We start from the raw sequence: 19,833 nt of genomic DNA, 5'->3' as shown, positions 1-19,833 counted from the left end.
GTAGGCGAAGTTGAATGTTCGATATGTTTTTGGAGGTTTTTGACCATTTACGACTTAAGATGTAATCCGATCTGAGGATAATAAAAAAGCCCTTTATCAGAGCTTTTAAATGGTTTTTTGAAGAACCATAAATCTGATGGTTCAACATTCTTAGCTAAGCTAGTGGGGACTGACTCGACTGATGCTCTTACTTGATTTATGAAAGAGCTTGAGCGCTAACAGCGATCCCCATAGAGCGACTTGCCCCCATAACAGAGTCCATTGAGACGCCACTTCTTGCCAAGAAGCACCCATCTGATTAAGTGCTAAGAAACCTTGGATCGCCGGTGTACTCGGAAATAGCTGTGATAGCAGTACTAACCATTCCGGCATCATTTCAACGGGCCAGATAAACCCAGAAGAAAAAATGAGTGGCATTGAACTGATTAACACCACAACCGTGACTAACTCTCTTCTTGGAACCAGCTCACCGACAAAAATCCCAATCAAACAACTGGCCAATAAGAAGGGCAGGAGTAAGGTCAAAATGTTTGTTATGGAGGCAAGCAGGTTAATGCCATACATCGAAAAGCTTGCGCCGAAGTAATACATAGACAACAGGTAATAAATGCCTACCAAGGTACAACAGCGAGCAAGCATCAGTTTCGCTGGAGAGGTCTTACTCCAATAGCCAAACGTCGATTGAGCGTTTTGTGTTGCACCGACTAAGCCAGAAGCCATAGCCAAGGTTTGTTGTAGGATCAAAACAAAGACGGCTGGAACTACGTAATCGATGTAGCCCATGCGACTATTGAAGGTTGGTTTCAGGTTCAAGCTAAACGCGCTGTAGCCTTTGGCAGCCGATTCTAACGGCACACCTTCAACTAACAAGTGGCTGACCTTTACTTGCGCAGCTAACGTGCCACCTGCCTTGGCAAGCCCTTCAACAATGGTTCCGTAGACCAAGAAGTAAGATGCATCACCAGCGTAAGAAAGCGTCGGGCTCTTACCTAGGAGCAAGTCTTTATAGAAGTTCTCCGGGATGACGATGAACCCGCCAATCTCTTGATTAAGAACAGCTTGCTTAGCATCGGCGATGGTGGAGTCACGGCGTACCAAGTCAATTTGAGACGTGGCATCGACCATTCTTTCTAACTGGTAGCTGCTTTGGCTCTTATCCAAGTTCACAACGGAAGCTTTAAGCTGTTGAGGAACTTGGTTTGCGTAAGGCAATGGATACAAGAATGAATAGAAGACCACACCGCCAAATACCGTAAGAAGTACAACAGGGTTGCGCAGTACCGCTAACAGTTCTTGCTTGAGCAGTTGAGTAAAGCTCATCGTTTTACTCCTTGTTGTGCTGATGCATCTGGCTGTGTTGACGATGTTGCTTTTGCTGATATAGCCGCTTGTGCAGATAGATCCGCTTTTGCAGATAGAGCTGACTGTGCCAAGTGTTTCTTAATTAATAACATCACCACGAAAGCAGGAATTGCATACCACAACATTGAGGAGAGGCTGATCAGCGACTGTGCCGCACTCGCGCCATAACTGGATTGTGCTGTTTGTACTTCGATGTAGTGACTCACGGGCAATAAGCTTCTCCAGATTTGCGCCGCCGTGTTCATGTCGGTTACTGGAAAAGTAATACCCATGAACGCAAAGCTTGGTGCTGTAAAGGCTCCAGCGAAACTCATCGCCCTTGCTGGATCAAGCGTTAAGAAGAAAAACAAACACCCCATGATGATACAAGTGATGACGGTAAGCAGTTGGGCAATGGTTAATGCCACAAAACTGCCGTTAAACGGCCAGTCTAAGAGGACATAGAACCAAAAGCTAAACGCGATACCAAACATCAAAAACAAGACAAGGTAGGGCGTTAATGTTGATGTTAATGACTTCATCGGGGCGTTGGATAACCATGCGTGAAGGCCACGAGCTCTAACGTTCGCCGTTAAAACCAATATCGTGCCCACCACAATCATGATTTGCCATAGAGCCGGAATAACCGCAGACACCAAGAACTGAGCATAGCTGGTGTTCTTGTTAAACAGTGGTGTAATCTGGCTTTGTACTGTCACCGCTTGCCCCAATGCAGATTGTACCGTGGTATCACCGTGCGAGAGCTGTTTAATCACTTCAAGTTGCGCGTTGAATGTTCCTTGAGCCTGCAACAGAGCCGAGTTCACCAGTTTGCCGATCAAGATAAATTGACTGTTATAGAAAACGGACACTTGCGGGTTCAAGCCTAGAAAAAGGTCTCGGTCAAAATGTCTTGGTATCACGACATAACCATAGATATCGCGTTCAATCATCGCTTTAGCCGCTTCACTCGCCGAGCTGTATTTCTGAGTCACTTTTAGGGTAGGTGACGCATCAACAAGGCGCGTGAACTGTTGCGAGATTTGGCTGTGTTCAAGATCGACAACCGCAACCGGTAAGTCTCGAGCGATCCCTTGTGAAAAAATCAGCCAAATACTGGCGGCAAGCAACAAAGGAATCCAAGTTAGGCAAGACAACAACCATTTGTCTTTACGAACAATCGCCCACTGCCTAAGCAATGTATTTTTCACTCGACGGTGATCAGGTGATTGCGCGCCTCTAGATTGTGAGGTCGTAGATCGAGAGCCTATAGATCGAAAGTTAGCAGACATATGTCACCTAAAGCTCAACCACAAGGCTCATACCCATGCGCAGTGTCTCGCTTGTATCAACGGGGCGAGCTTCTACTTCAAAGGTACGTAAGTCGAAGCCTTGTGCTGCATCCGTTGAACGCCAAGTCGCGAAATCACCCATTACGGCAATATGAGTAACTTGAAATGTTAACGACTTATCCAGAGCTGGAAGGTAAGCTTCAAATTGGCTGCCTTTCTCAAAATGTTTCAACATGTCTTCACGCACGTTGAGCACCGCCCATGCATCTTTAGTGTCAATTACGGTCACAACAGGGAAACCTTGAGGTGCTAACTCGCCACTACTTAATAGTACTTGAGCCACTTCACCACTAAACCAACTGTGGATCTGCGTGTCTTTTGCGTAGGCTTCAACTTCTGCCACGGCGCCAGCCGCCATTAATGCTTTTTGAGCTGCCGCGACTTTGGTTTCATCACGCGCACCTTCTCGCGCTAACTGGTACATTTGGAAGGCGGCACTTTCGGTGTATTTCGCTGCTTGCCATTGTGTTTTAGCTTCGTCACGTTTTTGCTCGGCAACCACACCATCGTTATAAAGGTTGTTTACACGTTGGTAAGTTTTGTCCATGAGATCGGCTGCCGCTTTTGCTTTCAACCATTGGTCTTTAGCGGCTTGGATTTGCTGAGTACGAGCCCCATTTTCTGCTTGTTTTGCTAAAGCACCAGCGGCTTTTTGACCTGCTTTTGCTTGCTCTAATTTAGCGTCAATTTCTGGGCTAAGTAGGGAGAAGATCAACTCACCTTTCTCAACAGAGTCACCTTTACGTACGAAAACTTCGTCTATTCGGCCGGGTACTTTAGAAGATATGCTGTATTGCTGCGCATCGATTTGGCCTTGAAGCTTAACAGGCTGTGGTTGGTATGCTTGGTAAAAGCTGTACCCAACCCAGCCAATAATGCCGATGCCAACCAGAGAGAGAATAAGTGGCTTAATAGGTTTCATGAATTATCCTTTTGACTGGCTAGCGGTGTCTGCTTTTGAATCGAAGTCAGACGGGACAGAAGACGTTAAGTAACTTGAATAAGCATTCATTTCGCTGGTGAGTGCTAACAGCTTATTAAGAGAAATTAGGTATTTGAATCGAGCAGCAGATTGCTGTGTTTTAATGCTTGCAAGGTACAGCTCAGCATCAACCACTTCTAACGAATTAGATAACCCTTGAGTGAAGGCTTTTTTCCGAAGTGAAAGGTTCTCTTGAGCTAAAGACAGGCTTGAGTTGAGGCCTTGAACTTCTTCAATGGCTTGGTTCGCTTCAAGATAGGTCTTTTGTACCAAAACGGTTAAGTCTTGCTTGGCTTGCGACTTGAGGAACTGAACTTGAGACACGGCGCTATGAGCGGCAGCAACTTTGTCGGAACGACCTGATGTGTCAAGTAGCGGTACATTCACACCAATACCGACCAACCAATCGGGTTTCATTTCACTGGCTAGCGAGTCATCTTCGTACAGGCTGTAATCACCGTATAGATAGACTTCTGGGTAGTATTTGCCTTTTTCTGCCTTGATTAAGCTACTCGCTTGTTTCTCTTTTGCATCGAGGATTTTAAGGCCTGGGTAGGTCATGAGTGTTTGATCAACAAATACGTCCATATGAGGCAGGTTTTTGTTGATAAAGAGTTGTTCTGAAGGTTCGACACTTTGGCTTTGGCCAAGGATCTGTGTCAGCGCTAGTTGAGCAATCTTGAGATCGTTCTGCGCTTTAGTTCTCTCGACAACGGCTTTATCTAAAGAGGCATCCGCCTGCAGGCGTTCTACTCGCGCAATTTGCCCTTGCTGTTCAAGCTTGATAGCGAAATCACGGTGTTGAGTTAATCCTGCTTCAACGGCTTGACGTGTTTTGACTACATCTTCCGCTAAGATCACCGAGAAGTAATATTTACTTAAGTCTTCGTAGCGAGCTTGCCTTTCCATCAACAACTGGCTTTGCGCTTCTTCGCTTTTACCTTCGGCAGCAGTTTGCGCAGCGGTAATTCGTCCGCCGGTAAAGATAGGCCAAATAGCACGGATGGAAGAGCTGAAGATGTCTTGTTCGGTGATGGTTGAGGTAATACCACCCAATTGAGCTAACAAGGGAGCAAATGCTGGATTGACGCCGCTTAAGCTATCGCCGAACTGTTCACCATTGATCGTCACGTCACTATCAAGGTGCGTGTAGTTAGCCCCTAAAGTGATTGAAGGCAAGTTGAGACTACTTGTTGAGTTCTGAAGGTGCTGATAACGCTCAACATTCGCTTGTTGAGCGGCAAGAGAGTTATTGTTCTCTTGTAATATTTGCCACGCTTCTGGGAAAGAAAGCGGGGCTGCATAGCTTGGCGCGCCGATAGTACCGATAAGAATACTGGTAATCGCAAGGCATCGTAATTTTGGTTTGGTCATCTGCATTAAATACCAAATTAGAGTATTAGCTCTAATGTTAACAGGGGGATCATCATTTGTCTTGAGTTGATTGTCTCACATGAATAGAAACTCTCATAACTCGTTAATTAAATGTAATATGTTACGTGATATGGATATTAAAGATCACTGAGACGAAAAGAGCACGACAAAGCGTGCTCTTTAAGTTCAGTATAGAAGCGTTTGTTACAAAATGAAGCGCTCTATTTGAAGCTTGGGCAATGGTGATCGGCACGCCACACCAATTGTCTTGAACCTTGCATGGTTTGTAATAAATCTCTGCCTGACATTTGTGGAAAAGCTAACAATACTTTTAGGTCGAGTGGGGATGTCTCGTCCTTCTCATAAGCTCTGACATGAGTAAAAGTAGATTGTAAGTTTTTGAACAGCATAGCCTTAGTAAGGCAAATTCCAAAATTATCGCGTTTCATTGCCTGGTTTCCTTTTCAACAATGTTTGTACGTTATGTTTTTTATCCTGTTTCGTGTCGACGGTGTCACTCTGCCTATCAGTGTTATTTATTGGGCGCCGATTGATACGTAGCGCCTCTTCGTTCTCATACTGATTTGTTGTATCAATGGGGTTGGAGAGGTACGCACATTGATAAACGTTCGGTAACGGCGAGTTTGTTATTTCGTAACGTGCTGACACGTCCACTGAGTGAATGATTGTTACCTTTCTGTTAACTGAAAATTCAGTTATCAATGCTGTCTTAAAATTGCGACACATAGCTTAGTAACAATGAACTTCTGCATATGCAACCATTATAATTGTATTTATTTTAAACAACCTAAAAAACACCTAAAAGCTTAGTGATCTAGCTCAATATTTACTCGTTTATTTGTCTTTTAGAGCTAATCAGTTCTAAAAATAAACAGTCAATCTGGTTGCATAACGTAAAGGAATATCAATTAACAATCCGCTCAATAATTTAGTTGAGTAACAGTCACAAATTCGCATAAGCAAAAAGGCTATACCTTTAACTTGGTGTTAACATTGATGATTAAGCACTAGGGACGGTTTTGTATGAAATGGAGTAATGTCAGCTTTCGAAAAAGGTTGCTGATTATCATGACGGTGACTGGCCTTGTTGAACTATTAATACTTTCAGCAGCCGGCTTTTCTTATATCAAACAATCTCAAGAGCAAGAGATGGGTTTGAAAGCACTAGGTGTTGCCGATTTTCTTGCCGAGTCTCCAGTTGTCTTGCGCGCTATCCAACAAAACGGAACCATTGATCCCAATGGTGCTCCTTATGTTGTATCCGACGAAACTCAAATCAAATTCCGAAACCTGACTCAACTGATTGGCGCTGCCTTTATTGTTGTCGGTGACGAAAAAGGCATTCGCCTGGTTCACCCTTATGACGATAGGCTAGGTAAGCCAATGCGCGGTGGTGACAACCAAAAAGCGCTGATCTTAGGCGAGTCTTATGTGTCGACGGCTAAAGGTTCACTTGGCTTCTCTGTCCGTGGTAAATCTGCGGTAAAAGACCCCCAAGGTGCCGTTATTGGGGTAGTGTCGGTGGGTTATCTATTGGATTCTTTGCAAGATCGAATCGAACCTTACTTAGCCTTTTTGATTGTGATGGCGTTGCTGGTGGTTGCCGTCAATGCGGTGATTTCAAGCTATGTGTCTCGTCGTTTTCAGCGCGCTATTTTAGGCTTTGAACCTGAAGAGATAGGTCGCTTATATGTAGAACTTGATGTGACTATGAGTACCGTGAAAGAAGGTATTTTGAGCATTGATAAGAACGGTATTTTGCGCTCAATAAACAAAAGCGCTTGCGATATTTTGTCTATAGACCGAGATAAAGCACTCAATCAGCAACGTCTATCAGATGTGTTGGTGGGCAGTGACTTAGAACAGCTGTTATCGACTGGCGATACCGATCACGATGTTGAGCTGTACCTGAACAATAAGCGAATCATTGCCAACCGCAGCCCAATTATAGTGGCGGGTGAAGTGGTTGGTGCGGTGTCCAGTTTCCGATTACGAGATGAGATTAACGATTTAACCGATCAGCTTTCTCAAACTAAAGAGTATGCAGACTTACTTCGGTCGCAAACGCATGAACATCAAAACAAGCTCAATACGATCAGTGGCTTGATTCAAATGGGTGAGCTGGACTCTGTTCAACAATTGATTGGTCAAGAAACCGCTCATTACCAGAGCTTAATTGAGTTCTTAAGAGAGACGGTGAAAGACCCTCTTATTGCAGGCATGCTTTTAGGCAAAACAGAGCGAGCTCGAGAGATTGGGTTAGAGCTTAAAGTGGAAGAGGGATCAAGGCTCGAGGCATTACCCGCGTGGTTAAACGCAGAGGATGTCGTGACAATTCTTGGCAACCTGATTGATAACGCGTTTGATGCCACCATGATGGCAATTAAACAAGAAGGGTCAATAGCACCAGTTCGTCGCGTAATCGATGTGTCGATCAGCGACTTTGGCAATGAAATCATAGTGGAAGTCGAAGACAAGGGGTGTGGTCTGCCAAAACACTTGGCAACCAATGCGCTTACCGAAAAAGGCGTATCGAGTAAAGCGAAGCAGAACCGAGGTGTTGGTTTGTACCTTATTAAACAGCTTGCTGACCGTTATCAAGGGCAGCTAGAAATGATTGATAACTCCGACTTTGGGTCACGCATGACGGTGTATTTACCGAAAGAAGAACAACAATAATAATTGAGCACGGAGCGATCGACTGAAGATCGTCGTGACAGGAATACAATGGTTAAAGGAAGAACATAAATGAACGCAATCACGAGAGTCATGGTCATTGAAGATGATATTGCGATTGCAGAGCTTCACCATCGCTATTTAGAACAGATGGGAGGCTTTGATGTGGTCGGAATTGCGACCACACAGTCTGAAGCGTTAATGCAGTTAGATATCTTAAAACCTGATTTGGTTTTATTGGATGTGTATCTGCCGGACGGATGCGGACTTGATATTTTGAACCATGTTCGTGGCAGTAATCAGGGCTGTGATGTGATTCTAATTACCGCAGCTCGAGACGTCGACACCCTTCAGCAAGCGATGCGCGGTGGAGTGGTCGACTATCTACTCAAACCTGTGATGTTTCCTCGTTTGGAAGCGGCACTGAAAAAGTACCAATCGCAACAACAAGAATTTGAAAGTGTGTCTGACTTAAACCAAGGCTTGGTCGATAAGATGCTGCAAGCCAATGCCAAGGCAGATTCTCGAAAGGTTTCTACGTTACCTAAAGGGATTGATGGCGTAACGCTTGATAAAATTAGAGCCATTTTTCAACAAGCCGACATCGCTGATATTACTGCGGATGAGGCAGGCGAACGCATTGGAGCAAGCCGAACGACAGCTCGACGCTATTTGGAATTTCTCATCACAACTGGCGAGTTAGTGGCTGACTTAAACTATGGCACAGTAGGGCGACCTGAACGTTGCTATAACAAGCCGAGAAAGTAGTCGCGCTCAACAAATGTGACTTCCCCAAGACAGATAACAACAGACACAATCCTGTCATATTTCAACTGTAAAACAAGTTGAATAAGAACGGTTTACTTTTTAACACCAATCTACTACTCACTCCACAGACCAGATGGCATTCTTTCTTTACTACAATGTTTGAGAATGCCGATTTACTGCTATTTCGACCTTTGTTAACTTCGCTATCGACTAGAATTTGTTCGAAATGAGTCAATATTTAATCGATTGCTTTCACAGTGGTTGATGTAAATCAAATACTCATAGACAATACTGTCCCGAATAGAGGTGATAGCATTCACCCTCGTTTACCAAACGCATTCTCAAGTGTAATAGGCACTCGCTATTGATGTAATAGCCAAGACCTATTATCTATTTTCGTATGTCGCTGATACCTTTGGCGAATACTAAAAACCTTGTTTTTATAGGAAAGATGATGGTAATACCTGAAAACAGCAGCATCGTTATTTTTGGTGCGTCGGGAGATCTAACTTACCGCAAGTTAATTCCTGCTTTGTACCACCTGTATGCTAGCAATCAACTTCCAGAATCTTTTGCGATTCTTGGAGTGAGCCGTACTGAGTACAGCGACGAGTCTTACCGTGAGAAGCTGAAGAAGTCTCTTCAGGAAATGGAAAAAACTGAGCCAGAGACGCTGAATGCATTTATTGAACATCTGCATTATCAAGCGATCAACACTTCAGATGTAGACGATTACGCTCGTCTAGCACAACGTCTGGACAAGCTTGAGCAAGACTACCAATTCGAAAACCATAACACATTGTTCTACTTGGCAACCCCGCCAAGCCTTTACGGTGTGATTCCAGCAAACCTTGCTGCACATGGCCTGAACGATGAGAAGAACGGCTGGCGTCGTCTGATCATTGAGAAGCCATTTGGTTACGATCTAGCATCAGCTCAAGCGCTGGATGAAGAGATCCATCATCACTTCCAAGAACACCAGATCTACCGTATCGACCATTACCTTGGTAAAGAAACGGTACAAAACCTTCTAGTGCTTCGTTTCTCAAACGCGATGTTTGAACCACTGTGGAACCGTAACTTTATTGAATACGTTGAAATCACAGGTGCTGAGTTCCTTGGCGTTGAAGAGCGTGGCGGATACTACGATGGTTCTGGTGCAGTTCGTGACATGTTCCAAAACCACCTGCTACAAGTGTTAGCAATGGTTGGTATGGAGCCACCTGCACAAATCAATGCAGATTCTATTCGTGACGAAGTGGTTAAAGTACTTCAGTGTCTGAAACCACTGGAAGAAGACGACTTACGTAAAGATTTGGTTCTAGGTCAATACACAGCATCAGACGTTCGTGGTCAGCACTTGCCTGGTTACCGCGAAGAGCATGGTGTCGCAGATGACTCTCGTACTGAAACGTACATTGGTCTTAAAGCACACATCAACAACTGGCGTTGGAATGGGGTTCCTTTCTACGTACGTACGGGTAAACGCTTACCAACACGTGTGACTGAAATCGTGATTCATTTTAAGAACACACCACACCCAGTGTTTGGTCAAGATGCACCAGAGAACAAGCTGATTATCCGTATCCAACCGGATGAAGGTATTCAGATGAGCTTTGGTTTGAAAGAGCCAGGTGCAGGCTTTAAAGCAAAAGAAGTGAAAATGAACTTCTCTTACTCTGATTTGCCTGAAACTCAAATGCTAACAGCTTATGAGCGTCTTCTTCTTGATGCACTAAACGGTGATGCGACTCTGTTTGCGCGTACCGATGCGGTAGAAGCATGTTGGAAGTACGTTCAACCGATCTTAGATTTCAAGCAAGACCCTCAAGCACTGTTTGGCTATGCTTGTGGTACTTGGGGCCCACAAGAAGCCGATGAGCTTCTGCAGCGTGATGGCCGCGCATGGCGTTTCCCATGCAAAAACTTAACAGACACGGATTACTGCGAACTATGATCAATCACAAGATCTTTGCAACGCCTGAATTAGTCGTTGAAAACCTAGCAAACGAAATGAAAGCTTACAGCGAGCAGGGTAAACCTGTTCACATTTCACTGTCGGGTGGCAGCACGCCAAAAATGCTTTTTAAGCTTTTAGCTCAAGCACCATATGCAGAAGGCATTCAATGGAATAACCTTCATTTCTGGTGGGGCGACGAACGTTGCGTGGCACCAGACGACGCCGAAAGTAACTACGGTGAAGCAAACGCATTGCTGTTTACACAAGTAAACCTTCCTGCTGAAAACATCCACCGCATCCGTGGTGAAGATGAGCCAAAAGCAGAAGCAGAGCGTTTTGCGAAAGAAATGGCAGACGTGATTCCAACAGAAAACGGCACGCCTGTTTTCGATTGGATCCTGCTAGGTGTTGGCGCAGACGGCCACACAGCTTCACTATTCCCGGGCGCAACTGACTACCAAGATGAGAACCTATCTGTATTAGCTTCTCACCCAGAGTCGGGCCAGATCCGTGTTTCTAAAACGGCGAAAGTTTTAGAAGCAGCAAAACGAATCAGCTACCTAGTACTGGGTGCAGGTAAAGTTGAGATCGTTAAAGAAATTCATACAACTCCTGCTTCAGAACTGCCTTACCCGGCAGCGAAAATCCAGTCTAAAACTGGCGAAACAGAGTGGTTCCTAGATTCAAATGCAGCAAGTGCTATCGCATAAGTGCGAATAGCCGCAAGGAGATAAAATAATGAAAGGTGATATCGGTGTAATTGGCCTAGCAGTAATGGGTCAGAACCTTATCCTAAACATGAACGACCACGGCTTCAAAGTTGTGGCTCACAACCGTACTGCTGCGAAAGTAGACGAGTTCCTAGAAGGCCCAGCTAAAGGTACTAACATTGTTGGTGCTTACTCTCTAGAAGAGCTAGTTGAGAAGCTAGAAGCGCCACGTAAAGTGATGCTTATGGTTCGTGCTGGTGACGTTGTAGATACGTTCATCGACAAGCTTGTACCACTTCTAGACAAAGGCGACATCATCATTGATGGTGGTAACACTAACTTCCCAGACACTAACCGTCGTGTTGCTGCTCTTCGTGAGAAAGGCATCCACTTCATCGGTACGGGTGTTTCTGGTGGTGAAGAAGGCGCTCGTTTCGGTCCTTCTATCATGCCAGGCGGTTCTCCTGAAGCTTGGGAAGCGGTTAAGCCTATCTTCCAAGGTATCTCTGCGAAAACTGACGCGGGTGAGCCTTGTTGTGATTGGGTTGGTAACGACGGTGCTGGTCACTTCGTTAAGATGGTTCACAATGGCATCGAATACGGTGACATGCAGCTTATCACTGAAGCATACCAGTTCATGAAAGATGGCCTAGGTATGAACCACGACGAAATGCAGGCTGTATTTGCTGACTGGAACAAAACTGAGCTAGATAGCTACCTAGTAGAAATCACTGCTGACATCCTTGGCTACAAAGATGAAGACGGTGAAGCGCTAGTTGAGAAGATCCTAGACACTGCTGGCCAAAAAGGTACAGGCAAATGGACAGGTATCAATGCACTAGACATGGGTATCCCACTGACTCTAATCACTGAGTCTGTATTCTCTCGTTGCCTGTCTGCACTTAAAGATCAACGTGTTGAAGCTGAGAAACTGTTCGACAAGACTGTTGCTCCAGTTGAAGGCGACACGCAAGAGTGGGTTGATGCAATCCGTCAGGCTCTACTTGCTTCTAAGATCATCTCTTACGCTCAAGGTTTCATGCTAATGCGTGAAGCGTCGAACGAAAACGGCTGGGATCTAAACTACGGTAACGTTGCTCTTATGTGGCGTGGCGGTTGTATCATCCGTTCTGCATTCCTAGGCAACATTCGTGATGCTTACGAAGCGAACCCAGAGATCGCTTTCCTAGGTTCAGATGCATACTTCAAAGGCATCCTAGACAACTGCATGGGCGCTTGGCGTAAAGTTGCAGCTAAGTCTATGGAATCGGGCATCCCAATGCCATGTATGACTTCTGCACTAACGTTCCTAGACGGCTACACTACAGCTCGTCTTCCAGCGAACCTTCTACAAGCTCAACGTGACTACTTCGGTGCTCACACTTATGAGCGTACTGACCGTCCACGTGGTGAATTCTTCCACACAAACTGGACTGGTACAGGCGGCGACACTGCTTCTACAACTTACGACGTATAATCGTTAGTTAGAATCAGTAAAGAACACGTTCGTTCTTTCAGCTGAAACTAGAAAACAAAAGGATGCCAATTGGCATCCTTTTTTGTTGGTTCGCGTTTTCTTTGGTCTACACAACCAAGGCGTTACAGTTCAAGCTGTCATGACGTGCGGTTGAACATCATCATTGTATTGCTCCCTAATTGCCATAAAGCCATCTAGGTTTTGTTTAAGAGCCACAACACACTCAGGGTCGAACATCGAACCCGAGTGAGCCTCAATGTAATCCATGACGTCATCGAGTGTCCACGCGTGCTTATAGGCTCTTTTGCTCATCAGCGCATCGAATACATCGGCTAATGTCACGATGCGTGCTTCGAGCGGTATCGCTGTGTTACTCAAAGCATCGGGCAACCCTGTGCCATCAAACCTTTCATGATGATGACGTACGATATTTTTAATGAATTGAATTTCCTCAGAACACATAGCGCTATGGCATGATAGGGCAACCACATTGTTAATCATTTCTTCACCGTACAAGGTGTGGTTGTCCATGACGGCTCTTTCTTCTTCATTAAAGCGTGCGCTACTGAATAGCACTTTATCTGGAATTCGATATTTACCTATGTCGTGAAAGGGCGCATACAGCCGAATTCGGTGAATGAATTGGTGCGTTATTTCTTCCTTGCTGTGCGACAGAGTACGAGCAATGTGTTCACTGTATTTACCCATGCGAATGAGGTGTTCTTTAGTCTCTGGGTCTCGAGCATGACCCATGTTTAAAGCAATTGCCAAAGCGGATTGAAAGTGACGTTGGCGCTCAAACCATTGAACGAAAAGGCTAGAGATCACTTGAGTGAGATAAGCGATATCACACTGGATAGTTTGGTTAGCAAAGAACCCCGTGGATGAAGCATTGATAAACACAAACCCAAGATTACTTTCTTGATGATGAATAGGTGTTGTGTAACTGCTTTGATGACCGATATCGAGCAGGTGAGATATTTGTTTGGTTGGGCTAATGGTGGTGAGGTCGTGGATGATTCGAGTATCTAAAGACTCAGCCATTCTAGATAAAGCTGATTCTGGCTTAAGTTCTTGCTCGATGTAGCGATGCTCAGCTTCTTGGCACAGAGTATCCGAAACAAAATAATTCGATGCTCTATTTTCATTGCACAGCACGACCGAAAGCCTAGACAGAATGGGGTAATGTTCGCGAGCTAGCCGAAAGAGATCATCAACGATAGCGATAATGTCTTTATCTTGGGCGGCTACTCTGCTGATTTGGGAGTAGTCAAACATGGTCAAAGCCAACCTTTATTTATAGTTATATCATTGTTTAATATCATTATTAGTAGGTTTCTATACCACTTCTAACATAGCACCTCGCTGTTAATTAGCAACACTGCGTTCTAATAAGTTTAAATTCCATTGGTAAAGTAGGGATATTTCATTCTTCTATCATGGTTTTTGTTAACTTGAGCGAGTTTGGTGGATCGTTAAGAGAGACCCTTTTAGGAGGGGCGGCTGTATTACACGCAACATCAGGATGGTAAGTGACCATTTTAAAATTAAATTGAAAGATAAATAGGATAACGAGCATGCTTTATGCCATCATAAAGGCATAGATAAGGGCAATGGATGATATGCCCAAATGATTGAGCTAGAAGCGGTCAGTGATGATGGTGTTCTAGAGTAAATTCAAGGCCTTTAGTTGCCTTGGAAAAGGTAATGTTATGACTGAAGAAGAAAGAATCGAACTGCAACAAAACAACCCACTGCATGGCTTAAAGCTGGACACCATGATCACTGAATTAGTGGATCATTACGGTTGGGAAATTTTGGATGCAGCAATGCGCATGAACTGCTTTAACACTAAGCCGACAGTAGCAAGTGCCGTTAAATACTTGAAGAAAACAGAGTGGGCTCGTGAGAAAGTAGAGAATTTCTACCTTTACCGTTTCAAGCGCATGCCTAAAGCTTCAGATATCGAATACCAGATGCCTCCGCGTTCACGTACATTCCGTCACGGGTTAGAGCCTCGTGAGCCAATGGAATTAACGGTTGAATCGATTCTAGCATCACAAGCTAAAGCGGCGTCTGCATTTAAAGAGCGTCGTGGCGGCAACGGTCGTAATTTCCGTCGCTAATAGAAAGGCGTCGCTAGAAAAGCCGTCGAAATAGCCTAATCAGCTAAAGCGATAAGCATAAAATACAAAAGGAGCCTAAGTGCTCCTTTTTTAATGCGTGTCGCTTTAGTCGTTCGCCTTAAGCTTCGCGGTTCTTTCTTTGATTCTTCCAAAGGTCAACGCCATAGACAATAGCGCTTATCAGTAAGAATAGCGCTGACACAGAAAACAGAGCGGGCATTTTTAGAATCCACGCGAATGTGGCAGCAAGAAAAGCGACAAAGCAAATGAGTCGACTTGATGACATGACATGACCGAGTTTAATGTTCATAACGCCTCCTAATGAAGTCTCACTTTCGACAGGAGAATTATCCCACCTTTAGCAAAATAAAGGCTAAAAAACAGTCTAAATTGTTATCAAATTTGCTAATTAAAGGGCTCGTCTCACACATTTTGGCTTGGTTATTTTATGGTTCATAAAATAACCAATGATGGATTTAAGGTTTCTTTGGCACCTCTTCAATGCTTAACGATTTACGTTGTGTTCAGCTAACGGAAACCGTGATTGCAGCACGAAGTAGTTCGAGTAAAAGCTAGTTTGCATAGAACGTATTTCGCATAAAACTTAGCTGGCATAGAAGAAGTAAGCGGTGATCAAAAAGCTCGCAATGATCACTGTGGTGCGAACATATTGTTGTGGGATACGACGAGAAACTTTTGCTGAATAGTAACCACCGACCAATGTCCCAAACAAAACGGCCATGCCTGACGGCCAATCAATCGAACCATTCACAACGAAGAACACGATTGCCGCGAGTGATGCGCATGCTGATACCAACAATTTGATGCCATTCATCACGTTGATATTGGTATACCCTGCCAGTGCCAAGTAGCTCAATGTCACAATGCCTAAGCCTGCATTAAAATAACCACCATAAATACACACGATCAAAAGTAATAACGCTGAAAAGAACGCGCCTGCGCTGGTGGCGTGCTTATGTTTAGCGGTTACTTTCTTTAGCCATTTATTGAGTGTGCCACCAAAGGTAAAAAGTAGAGCGGCGAACAGTAATAACCAAGGTACGGATTGGGTAAATAGCGCTTCTGGCGTGTGTAGTAGTAAAAATGCACCAATGCCGCCACCAATTACACATAGCCCAACAACGAGCTTGAGTTGTTTGGTACCAGATTGAATTTCGTGGCGCAGAGCGTAGGCTCCGCTAATGTATCCAGCACACGAAGCAAAGGTATTGGTCGCGTTGGCTGCTATTGGTGGAACACCTGCAAACAATAGAGCGGGGAAGGTGATGAAGCTGCCTCCTCCTGCAATGGAATTCAACACGCCACCAATCACACCTGACAAGAATAGAATCAACCAATCCATAGTTTTAGAATCCAATGCGTTAAATGATGAATCACCTTACTTGATTTTGTTATTAATATCAGGGATATGTGTTTTTCAGGAGTCGGTTTGTGAGTTTGCTACCATCTTAGAGCTGTGGTTTTTTGAAATGACTGATACGAAAAAAGGAGCCTGAGGCTCCCTTTATTTCGTTTTGTTTTTCTAAGCTAAGCCAAGTTTACACTTCAACAGGCTTTGCTCTAAAGCTCTTGAACAGCTTAACCAGAATCGGACTAGATAGAACCAATACCGCTAAAATAGTGAAGGTCATGGTGATAGGGCGTTCCCAAAGGAAGCTGAGTTCACCATCACTGATCATCAGTGCGCGTCTCAAGTTTTCTTCCATCAAACCACCTAATATGAAGCCAAGCAGTAACGGTGCGAGTGGGAAGTTGGCCAGCCTTAACGCTATCGCCGCCATTGCCACAATTAGCATCACAAACACATCCATCGTGTTGAAAGACACCAAGTACACGCCTGTGATTGAGAAGAAGATAATCATTGGCAGTAGTACCGTTCTTGGTACCGCTAGCAGTTTAGAGATATATGGGATCAGCGGTAGGTTTAAGATAACCAGTACAATGTTACCAAAGTACATCGAGATAATTACCGACCAGAATACATCTGGATGCTCAACGAACAAGCGAGGACCCGGCTGAATACCGTAGGCAATCAATGCACCGAGCATGATTGCTGTAGTACCAGAGCCCGGAATACCGAGTGTTAACAGCGGTACAAATGAACCACTTGAAGCTGCGTTGTTTGCTGATTCAGGAGCCACAAGACCACGAATACTGCCTTTACCAAACTCTTTCTGCTTGTCTTTTGGCGCTAGGCTGCGTTCCATGCCGTAGCTTAAGAAAGCTGCGATCGTCGCGCCAGCACCTGGAAGCACGCCAGTGAAGAAGCCAAGAATTGAAGAACGAATCGAAACGGGCGCGACTTCTTTGAACTCTTCTTTAGTCACTTTCATGCTGCCAATATCGGCCATCTTTTGGCTTTCTTCGCCGCTGGTGTCTTTCTCAGGTTTCAAAATACCCATTAAAGTCTCACCTAAAGCGAAGGTTGCCATAGCAAGAAGTAGGAAACTAAAGCCATCCATTAGGTCTGTTAGGCCAAACGTGAAACGCTCAACACCAACGCCTTTGTCGATACCAACAGTAGATAGCATCAAACCAAGAATGGTCATCATCCACGCCTTTATTACCTGGCCTGGGCCCGCAAACGCAGCTACAGCCGATAGACCTAACAACATCAATGCGAAGTAGTCTGACGACTGGAAGCTCAATGAGACGCTTGCTAGAGCCGGTGCTGCAATCAAAAGCATGATTGCTGACAGCGTACCGCCAGTGAAAGAAGAGTAGGCTGCTAGTGCCAACGCTTTACCAGCTTGGCCTTTTTGTGCCATAGGGTAGCCGTCGAATGCGGTTACTACCGTTGAAGAACAACCTGGAGCATTGATTAAGATTGATGACGTTGAGCCACCAAATACTGCGCCGTAGTACACACCTGCCATTAAGATTAAGCCAGAAGAAGGATCTAGGCCGTATGTAATCGGGATCATCAACGCGATTGCTGAAATTGGACCTAGCCCCGGAAGCATACCGATGAAGGTACCCACGAAGCAGCCCACAATTACCATCATGATGTTCATTGGCATCACAGCGGTCGAAAGTCCTTGTAAAATTCCGTCTAACATAATGTTATCCCTACCAAAGAGTGAAGATTAAACCAGGCTCTAGGTAGATATCTAAGCCTTGAGTTAATAATAAAAAGAACGCGATAACGAAAGGAAATGACGCGCCAAATAGAACAGATTTACGGCGCTCACCCAATAGGTAAAAGCCAGCGAGCAAGAAGAAGCTGGTTGCTAAAACAAAGCCAAGATAAGTCAGTCCAACACCGTACAAAGCCATTAACACTAAAAAGCCAATGAGCAGCTTCCAGTTCAACGGCGTTGTGTCGCATGAAACCTTCTGGTCCGGTTGTCCTGTAACTAGTAGGATCAACGACAGGCCGATGCCGATAAACGTTAATAGGGTAGGTAAAGTTCTTGCAGTGAAGGGTTCGTATTCGTCACCGGGAAACAAAGGAATTAGCGTGGTTTGGTAGCCATAGCACAAGCACGCCAGCATAAAGATCATGGCTCCGATGCGATCTTTCGATAGCAAAGATTCCTTACTCAAAAATTTGGTTGGTAAGTCCGACATATCCAACTCCATTTAGGATGGTATAGAAATTAAAAAAGCCGTACATGAGCGAGTTAATGAAATGTCTGGGATCACTAACCAAAGGTAAGCGAATTACGGTACTGGTTTATCAGCCACTTGCGTTTACAACGAATCGGCAAGTGTTAGTAATACGTCTACGAATAAACAAAGGAGTTTGAAGTTAACTCATGTACGGCGAAACAAGGAAAGAGTAAGAGGGCACATAGACCCTCTATGGTTGCTGGTTATTTCAAGAAACCAAGCTCACGCATTAGGTCGCCCATCTGTTTTTCTTGGTCTTCTAGGAAGGCGTAAAAATCTTTGTCAGCTTTGTAGTTGTCAATCCAACCGTTACGGTCACGAACCACTTGCCATTCATCAGTCTTGTACATTTTGCCAAGCGCTACATTCCACTCGTCGATTTTTGCTTGGCTAGTGCCTGGTGCAGCGAAGAAGCCACGCCAGTTAGCAAATACTGTTTCGTTGCCGTACTCAGTCAGTGTTGGGATGTTTGGTGCCGCATCAAGACGTTTTGGTGCCGTTACTGCCAATACTTTTACTTGGCCTGATTTAGACATTTCTAGCACTTCACCAAGGCCTGTCGAAAGCAGTTGCGTTTCGCCAGATAATAGAGCCGCCATTGCTTTACCACCTGCATCGTAAGCAATGTATCGCACTTTCTTCGCATCAAAACCTTCGCCTTTGAACGCTGCCGCTACAACAAGGTGGTCCATGCTGCCACGAGCCGAGCCGCCTGCGATTTTCACTTTACGTGGGTTGCTTTCGAACTCTTTTACTACATCTTCCCAAGTGTTGTACTTCGAATCCGCAGACGCAACGATTGCACCATAGTCAGCAATAGTTGCTGCAACGGGTGTTAGGTCGCGGAAAGATTGAGGGAAGATACCGGTCAGCGAGCGCACAACGATAGGTGTTGAGTTCACCATCAGCGTGTCTTCTTGGCGTTGAGCCGTCTCGATTAGGTGTGCAATGGCTTTACCGCCGCCACCACCAGACAAGTTTTGGAAAGAGACATTTTCTACGATGTCGGATTTCACTAATACATCACCCGTACCACGAGCCGTCATATCCCAACCGCCACCAGCGCCGCCAGGGATTAGGAAGTGGATTTTCTCTACGTCAGCAGCAAAAGTGTTAAAAGAAAAGGTTGCTGCGATGATAGAAGCCGCAAGAGTAGGTTTCAGTGCCTTGAACATGGTTCACGTTCCTTATGTAGGGGATCTCTTCAATGGAGAGAAACTTATGTTTTATATCTAGCTGCTAAACACACGAGTAGGGTATTGCTTAGCAGATGAAGTTAAAGTTAACGATGTGTTAATGAATTGTCTGTAATGCGGCGATATTGAGGATAAAGAACATTGGGTGAATAAAGTGCATAAAGTTCACGGGGAGGTGAGGATGTCCTTACTGTTGGAACCAGAAGAAAAAAGAGAG

17 protein-coding genes are annotated in these 19,833 nt (G+C 44.8%); 6 read left to right on the top strand and 11 right to left on the bottom strand.

The genetic code is table 11. The features are described from left to right. Positions 1 to 159: 159 nt before the first annotated feature. The 5 genes from AC3CKG_RS09165 to AC3CKG_RS09145 form a co-directional block, all read right to left on the bottom strand. Positions 160 to 1,320, bottom strand: coding sequence for an ABC transporter permease (locus AC3CKG_RS09165; protein ID WP_076669463.1), 1,161 nt, complete (start codon positions 1,318 to 1,320; stop codon positions 160 to 162). Then, positions 1,317 to 2,633 carry an ABC transporter permease gene (locus AC3CKG_RS09160; protein ID WP_488528217.1) on the bottom strand — a complete coding sequence of 439 codons (1,317 nt, stop codon included), beginning with the start codon at positions 2,631 to 2,633 and terminating at the stop codon, positions 1,317 to 1,319. The genes AC3CKG_RS09165 and AC3CKG_RS09160 overlap by 4 nt, the downstream gene beginning before the upstream one ends. A 7-nt stretch (positions 2,634 to 2,640) precedes the next feature. Then, a complete protein-coding gene (locus AC3CKG_RS09155) occupies positions 2,641 to 3,615 on the bottom strand; it encodes an HlyD family secretion protein (RefSeq protein WP_065104022.1) in 975 nt (324 codons plus the stop codon). Positions 3,616 to 3,618: 3 nt separating this feature from the next. Beyond that, the gene (locus AC3CKG_RS09150; protein WP_102543270.1) at positions 3,619 to 5,055 is read right to left on the bottom strand and encodes a TolC family protein; all 1,437 of its coding nucleotides are present in this window, start codon (positions 5,053 to 5,055) and stop codon (positions 3,619 to 3,621) included. 215 nt (positions 5,056 to 5,270) lie between these two features. Next, a complete protein-coding gene (locus AC3CKG_RS09145; protein ID WP_017110762.1) occupies positions 5,271 to 5,498 on the bottom strand; it encodes a hypothetical protein in 228 nt (75 codons plus the stop codon). A gap of 595 nt (positions 5,499 to 6,093) precedes the next feature. Between AC3CKG_RS09145 and AC3CKG_RS09140 the strand changes: the two genes are divergently transcribed. From AC3CKG_RS09140 to gnd, 5 genes are all read left to right on the top strand, one after another. After that, positions 6,094 to 7,749 carry an ATP-binding protein gene (locus AC3CKG_RS09140; RefSeq protein ID WP_102543267.1) on the top strand — a complete coding sequence of 552 codons (1,656 nt, stop codon included), beginning with the start codon at positions 6,094 to 6,096 and terminating at the stop codon, positions 7,747 to 7,749. Positions 7,750 to 7,818: 69 nt separating this feature from the next. Beyond that, positions 7,819 to 8,514: a response regulator gene (locus AC3CKG_RS09135; RefSeq protein ID WP_017108183.1), complete on the top strand. Its 696-nt coding sequence runs from the start codon at positions 7,819 to 7,821 to the stop codon at positions 8,512 to 8,514. A gap of 454 nt (positions 8,515 to 8,968) precedes the next feature. Continuing rightward, complete coding sequence (gene zwf, locus AC3CKG_RS09130; protein WP_065104020.1) at positions 8,969 to 10,471, top strand: glucose-6-phosphate dehydrogenase; 1,503 nt, start codon at positions 8,969 to 8,971, stop codon at positions 10,469 to 10,471. Continuing rightward, the gene (gene pgl, locus AC3CKG_RS09125; RefSeq protein WP_065104019.1) at positions 10,468 to 11,184 is read left to right on the top strand and encodes a 6-phosphogluconolactonase; all 717 of its coding nucleotides are present in this window, start codon (positions 10,468 to 10,470) and stop codon (positions 11,182 to 11,184) included. The genes zwf and pgl overlap by 4 nt, the downstream gene beginning before the upstream one ends. A 28-nt stretch (positions 11,185 to 11,212) precedes the next feature. Beyond that, complete coding sequence (gene gnd / locus AC3CKG_RS09120) at positions 11,213 to 12,661, top strand: decarboxylating NADP(+)-dependent phosphogluconate dehydrogenase (RefSeq protein WP_488528216.1); 1,449 nt, start codon at positions 11,213 to 11,215, stop codon at positions 12,659 to 12,661. Between the two features lie 129 nt (positions 12,662 to 12,790). Here the strand turns inward: gnd and AC3CKG_RS09115 are convergent, their stop codons facing one another. Further along, a complete protein-coding gene (locus AC3CKG_RS09115; RefSeq protein ID WP_488528215.1) occupies positions 12,791 to 13,951 on the bottom strand; it encodes an HD-GYP domain-containing protein in 1,161 nt (386 codons plus the stop codon). Between the two features lie 422 nt (positions 13,952 to 14,373). On the opposite strand from AC3CKG_RS09115, the gene AC3CKG_RS09110 reads away from it, so the two are divergent. Continuing rightward, a complete protein-coding gene (locus AC3CKG_RS09110) occupies positions 14,374 to 14,787 on the top strand; it encodes a VF530 family protein (RefSeq protein ID WP_004733589.1) in 414 nt (137 codons plus the stop codon). Positions 14,788 to 14,905: 118 nt separating this feature from the next. Here AC3CKG_RS09110 and AC3CKG_RS09105 read toward each other — a convergent pair whose 3' ends face one another. The 5 genes from AC3CKG_RS09105 to AC3CKG_RS09085 all read right to left on the bottom strand — a co-directional run bounded on the left by AC3CKG_RS09105 (position 14,906) and on the right by AC3CKG_RS09085 (position 19,595). Continuing rightward, positions 14,906 to 15,097, bottom strand: coding sequence for a hypothetical protein (locus AC3CKG_RS09105; protein WP_009846584.1), 192 nt, complete (start codon positions 15,095 to 15,097; stop codon positions 14,906 to 14,908). A gap of 294 nt (positions 15,098 to 15,391) precedes the next feature. Beyond that, positions 15,392 to 16,150, bottom strand: coding sequence for a sulfite exporter TauE/SafE family protein (locus tag AC3CKG_RS09100; protein WP_488528214.1), 759 nt, complete (start codon positions 16,148 to 16,150; stop codon positions 15,392 to 15,394). Positions 16,151 to 16,346: 196 nt separating this feature from the next. Next, positions 16,347 to 17,867: a tripartite tricarboxylate transporter permease gene (locus AC3CKG_RS09095; protein ID WP_009846586.1), complete on the bottom strand. Its 1,521-nt coding sequence runs from the start codon at positions 17,865 to 17,867 to the stop codon at positions 16,347 to 16,349. A 10-nt stretch (positions 17,868 to 17,877) separates the two neighbouring features. Then, complete coding sequence (locus AC3CKG_RS09090) at positions 17,878 to 18,378, bottom strand: tripartite tricarboxylate transporter TctB family protein (RefSeq protein WP_065111250.1); 501 nt, start codon at positions 18,376 to 18,378, stop codon at positions 17,878 to 17,880. Between the two features lie 245 nt (positions 18,379 to 18,623). After that, positions 18,624 to 19,595 (bottom strand): tripartite tricarboxylate transporter substrate binding protein, encoded by a 972-nt coding sequence (locus tag AC3CKG_RS09085; RefSeq protein ID WP_009846588.1) that lies wholly within the window; start codon positions 19,593 to 19,595, stop codon positions 18,624 to 18,626. Positions 19,596 to 19,833: the final 238 nt, after the last annotated feature.

This window comes from Vibrio sp. QJM3NY_15, assembly GCF_057785995.1.
This window is presented reverse-complemented; position numbering and strand designations above follow the sequence as displayed.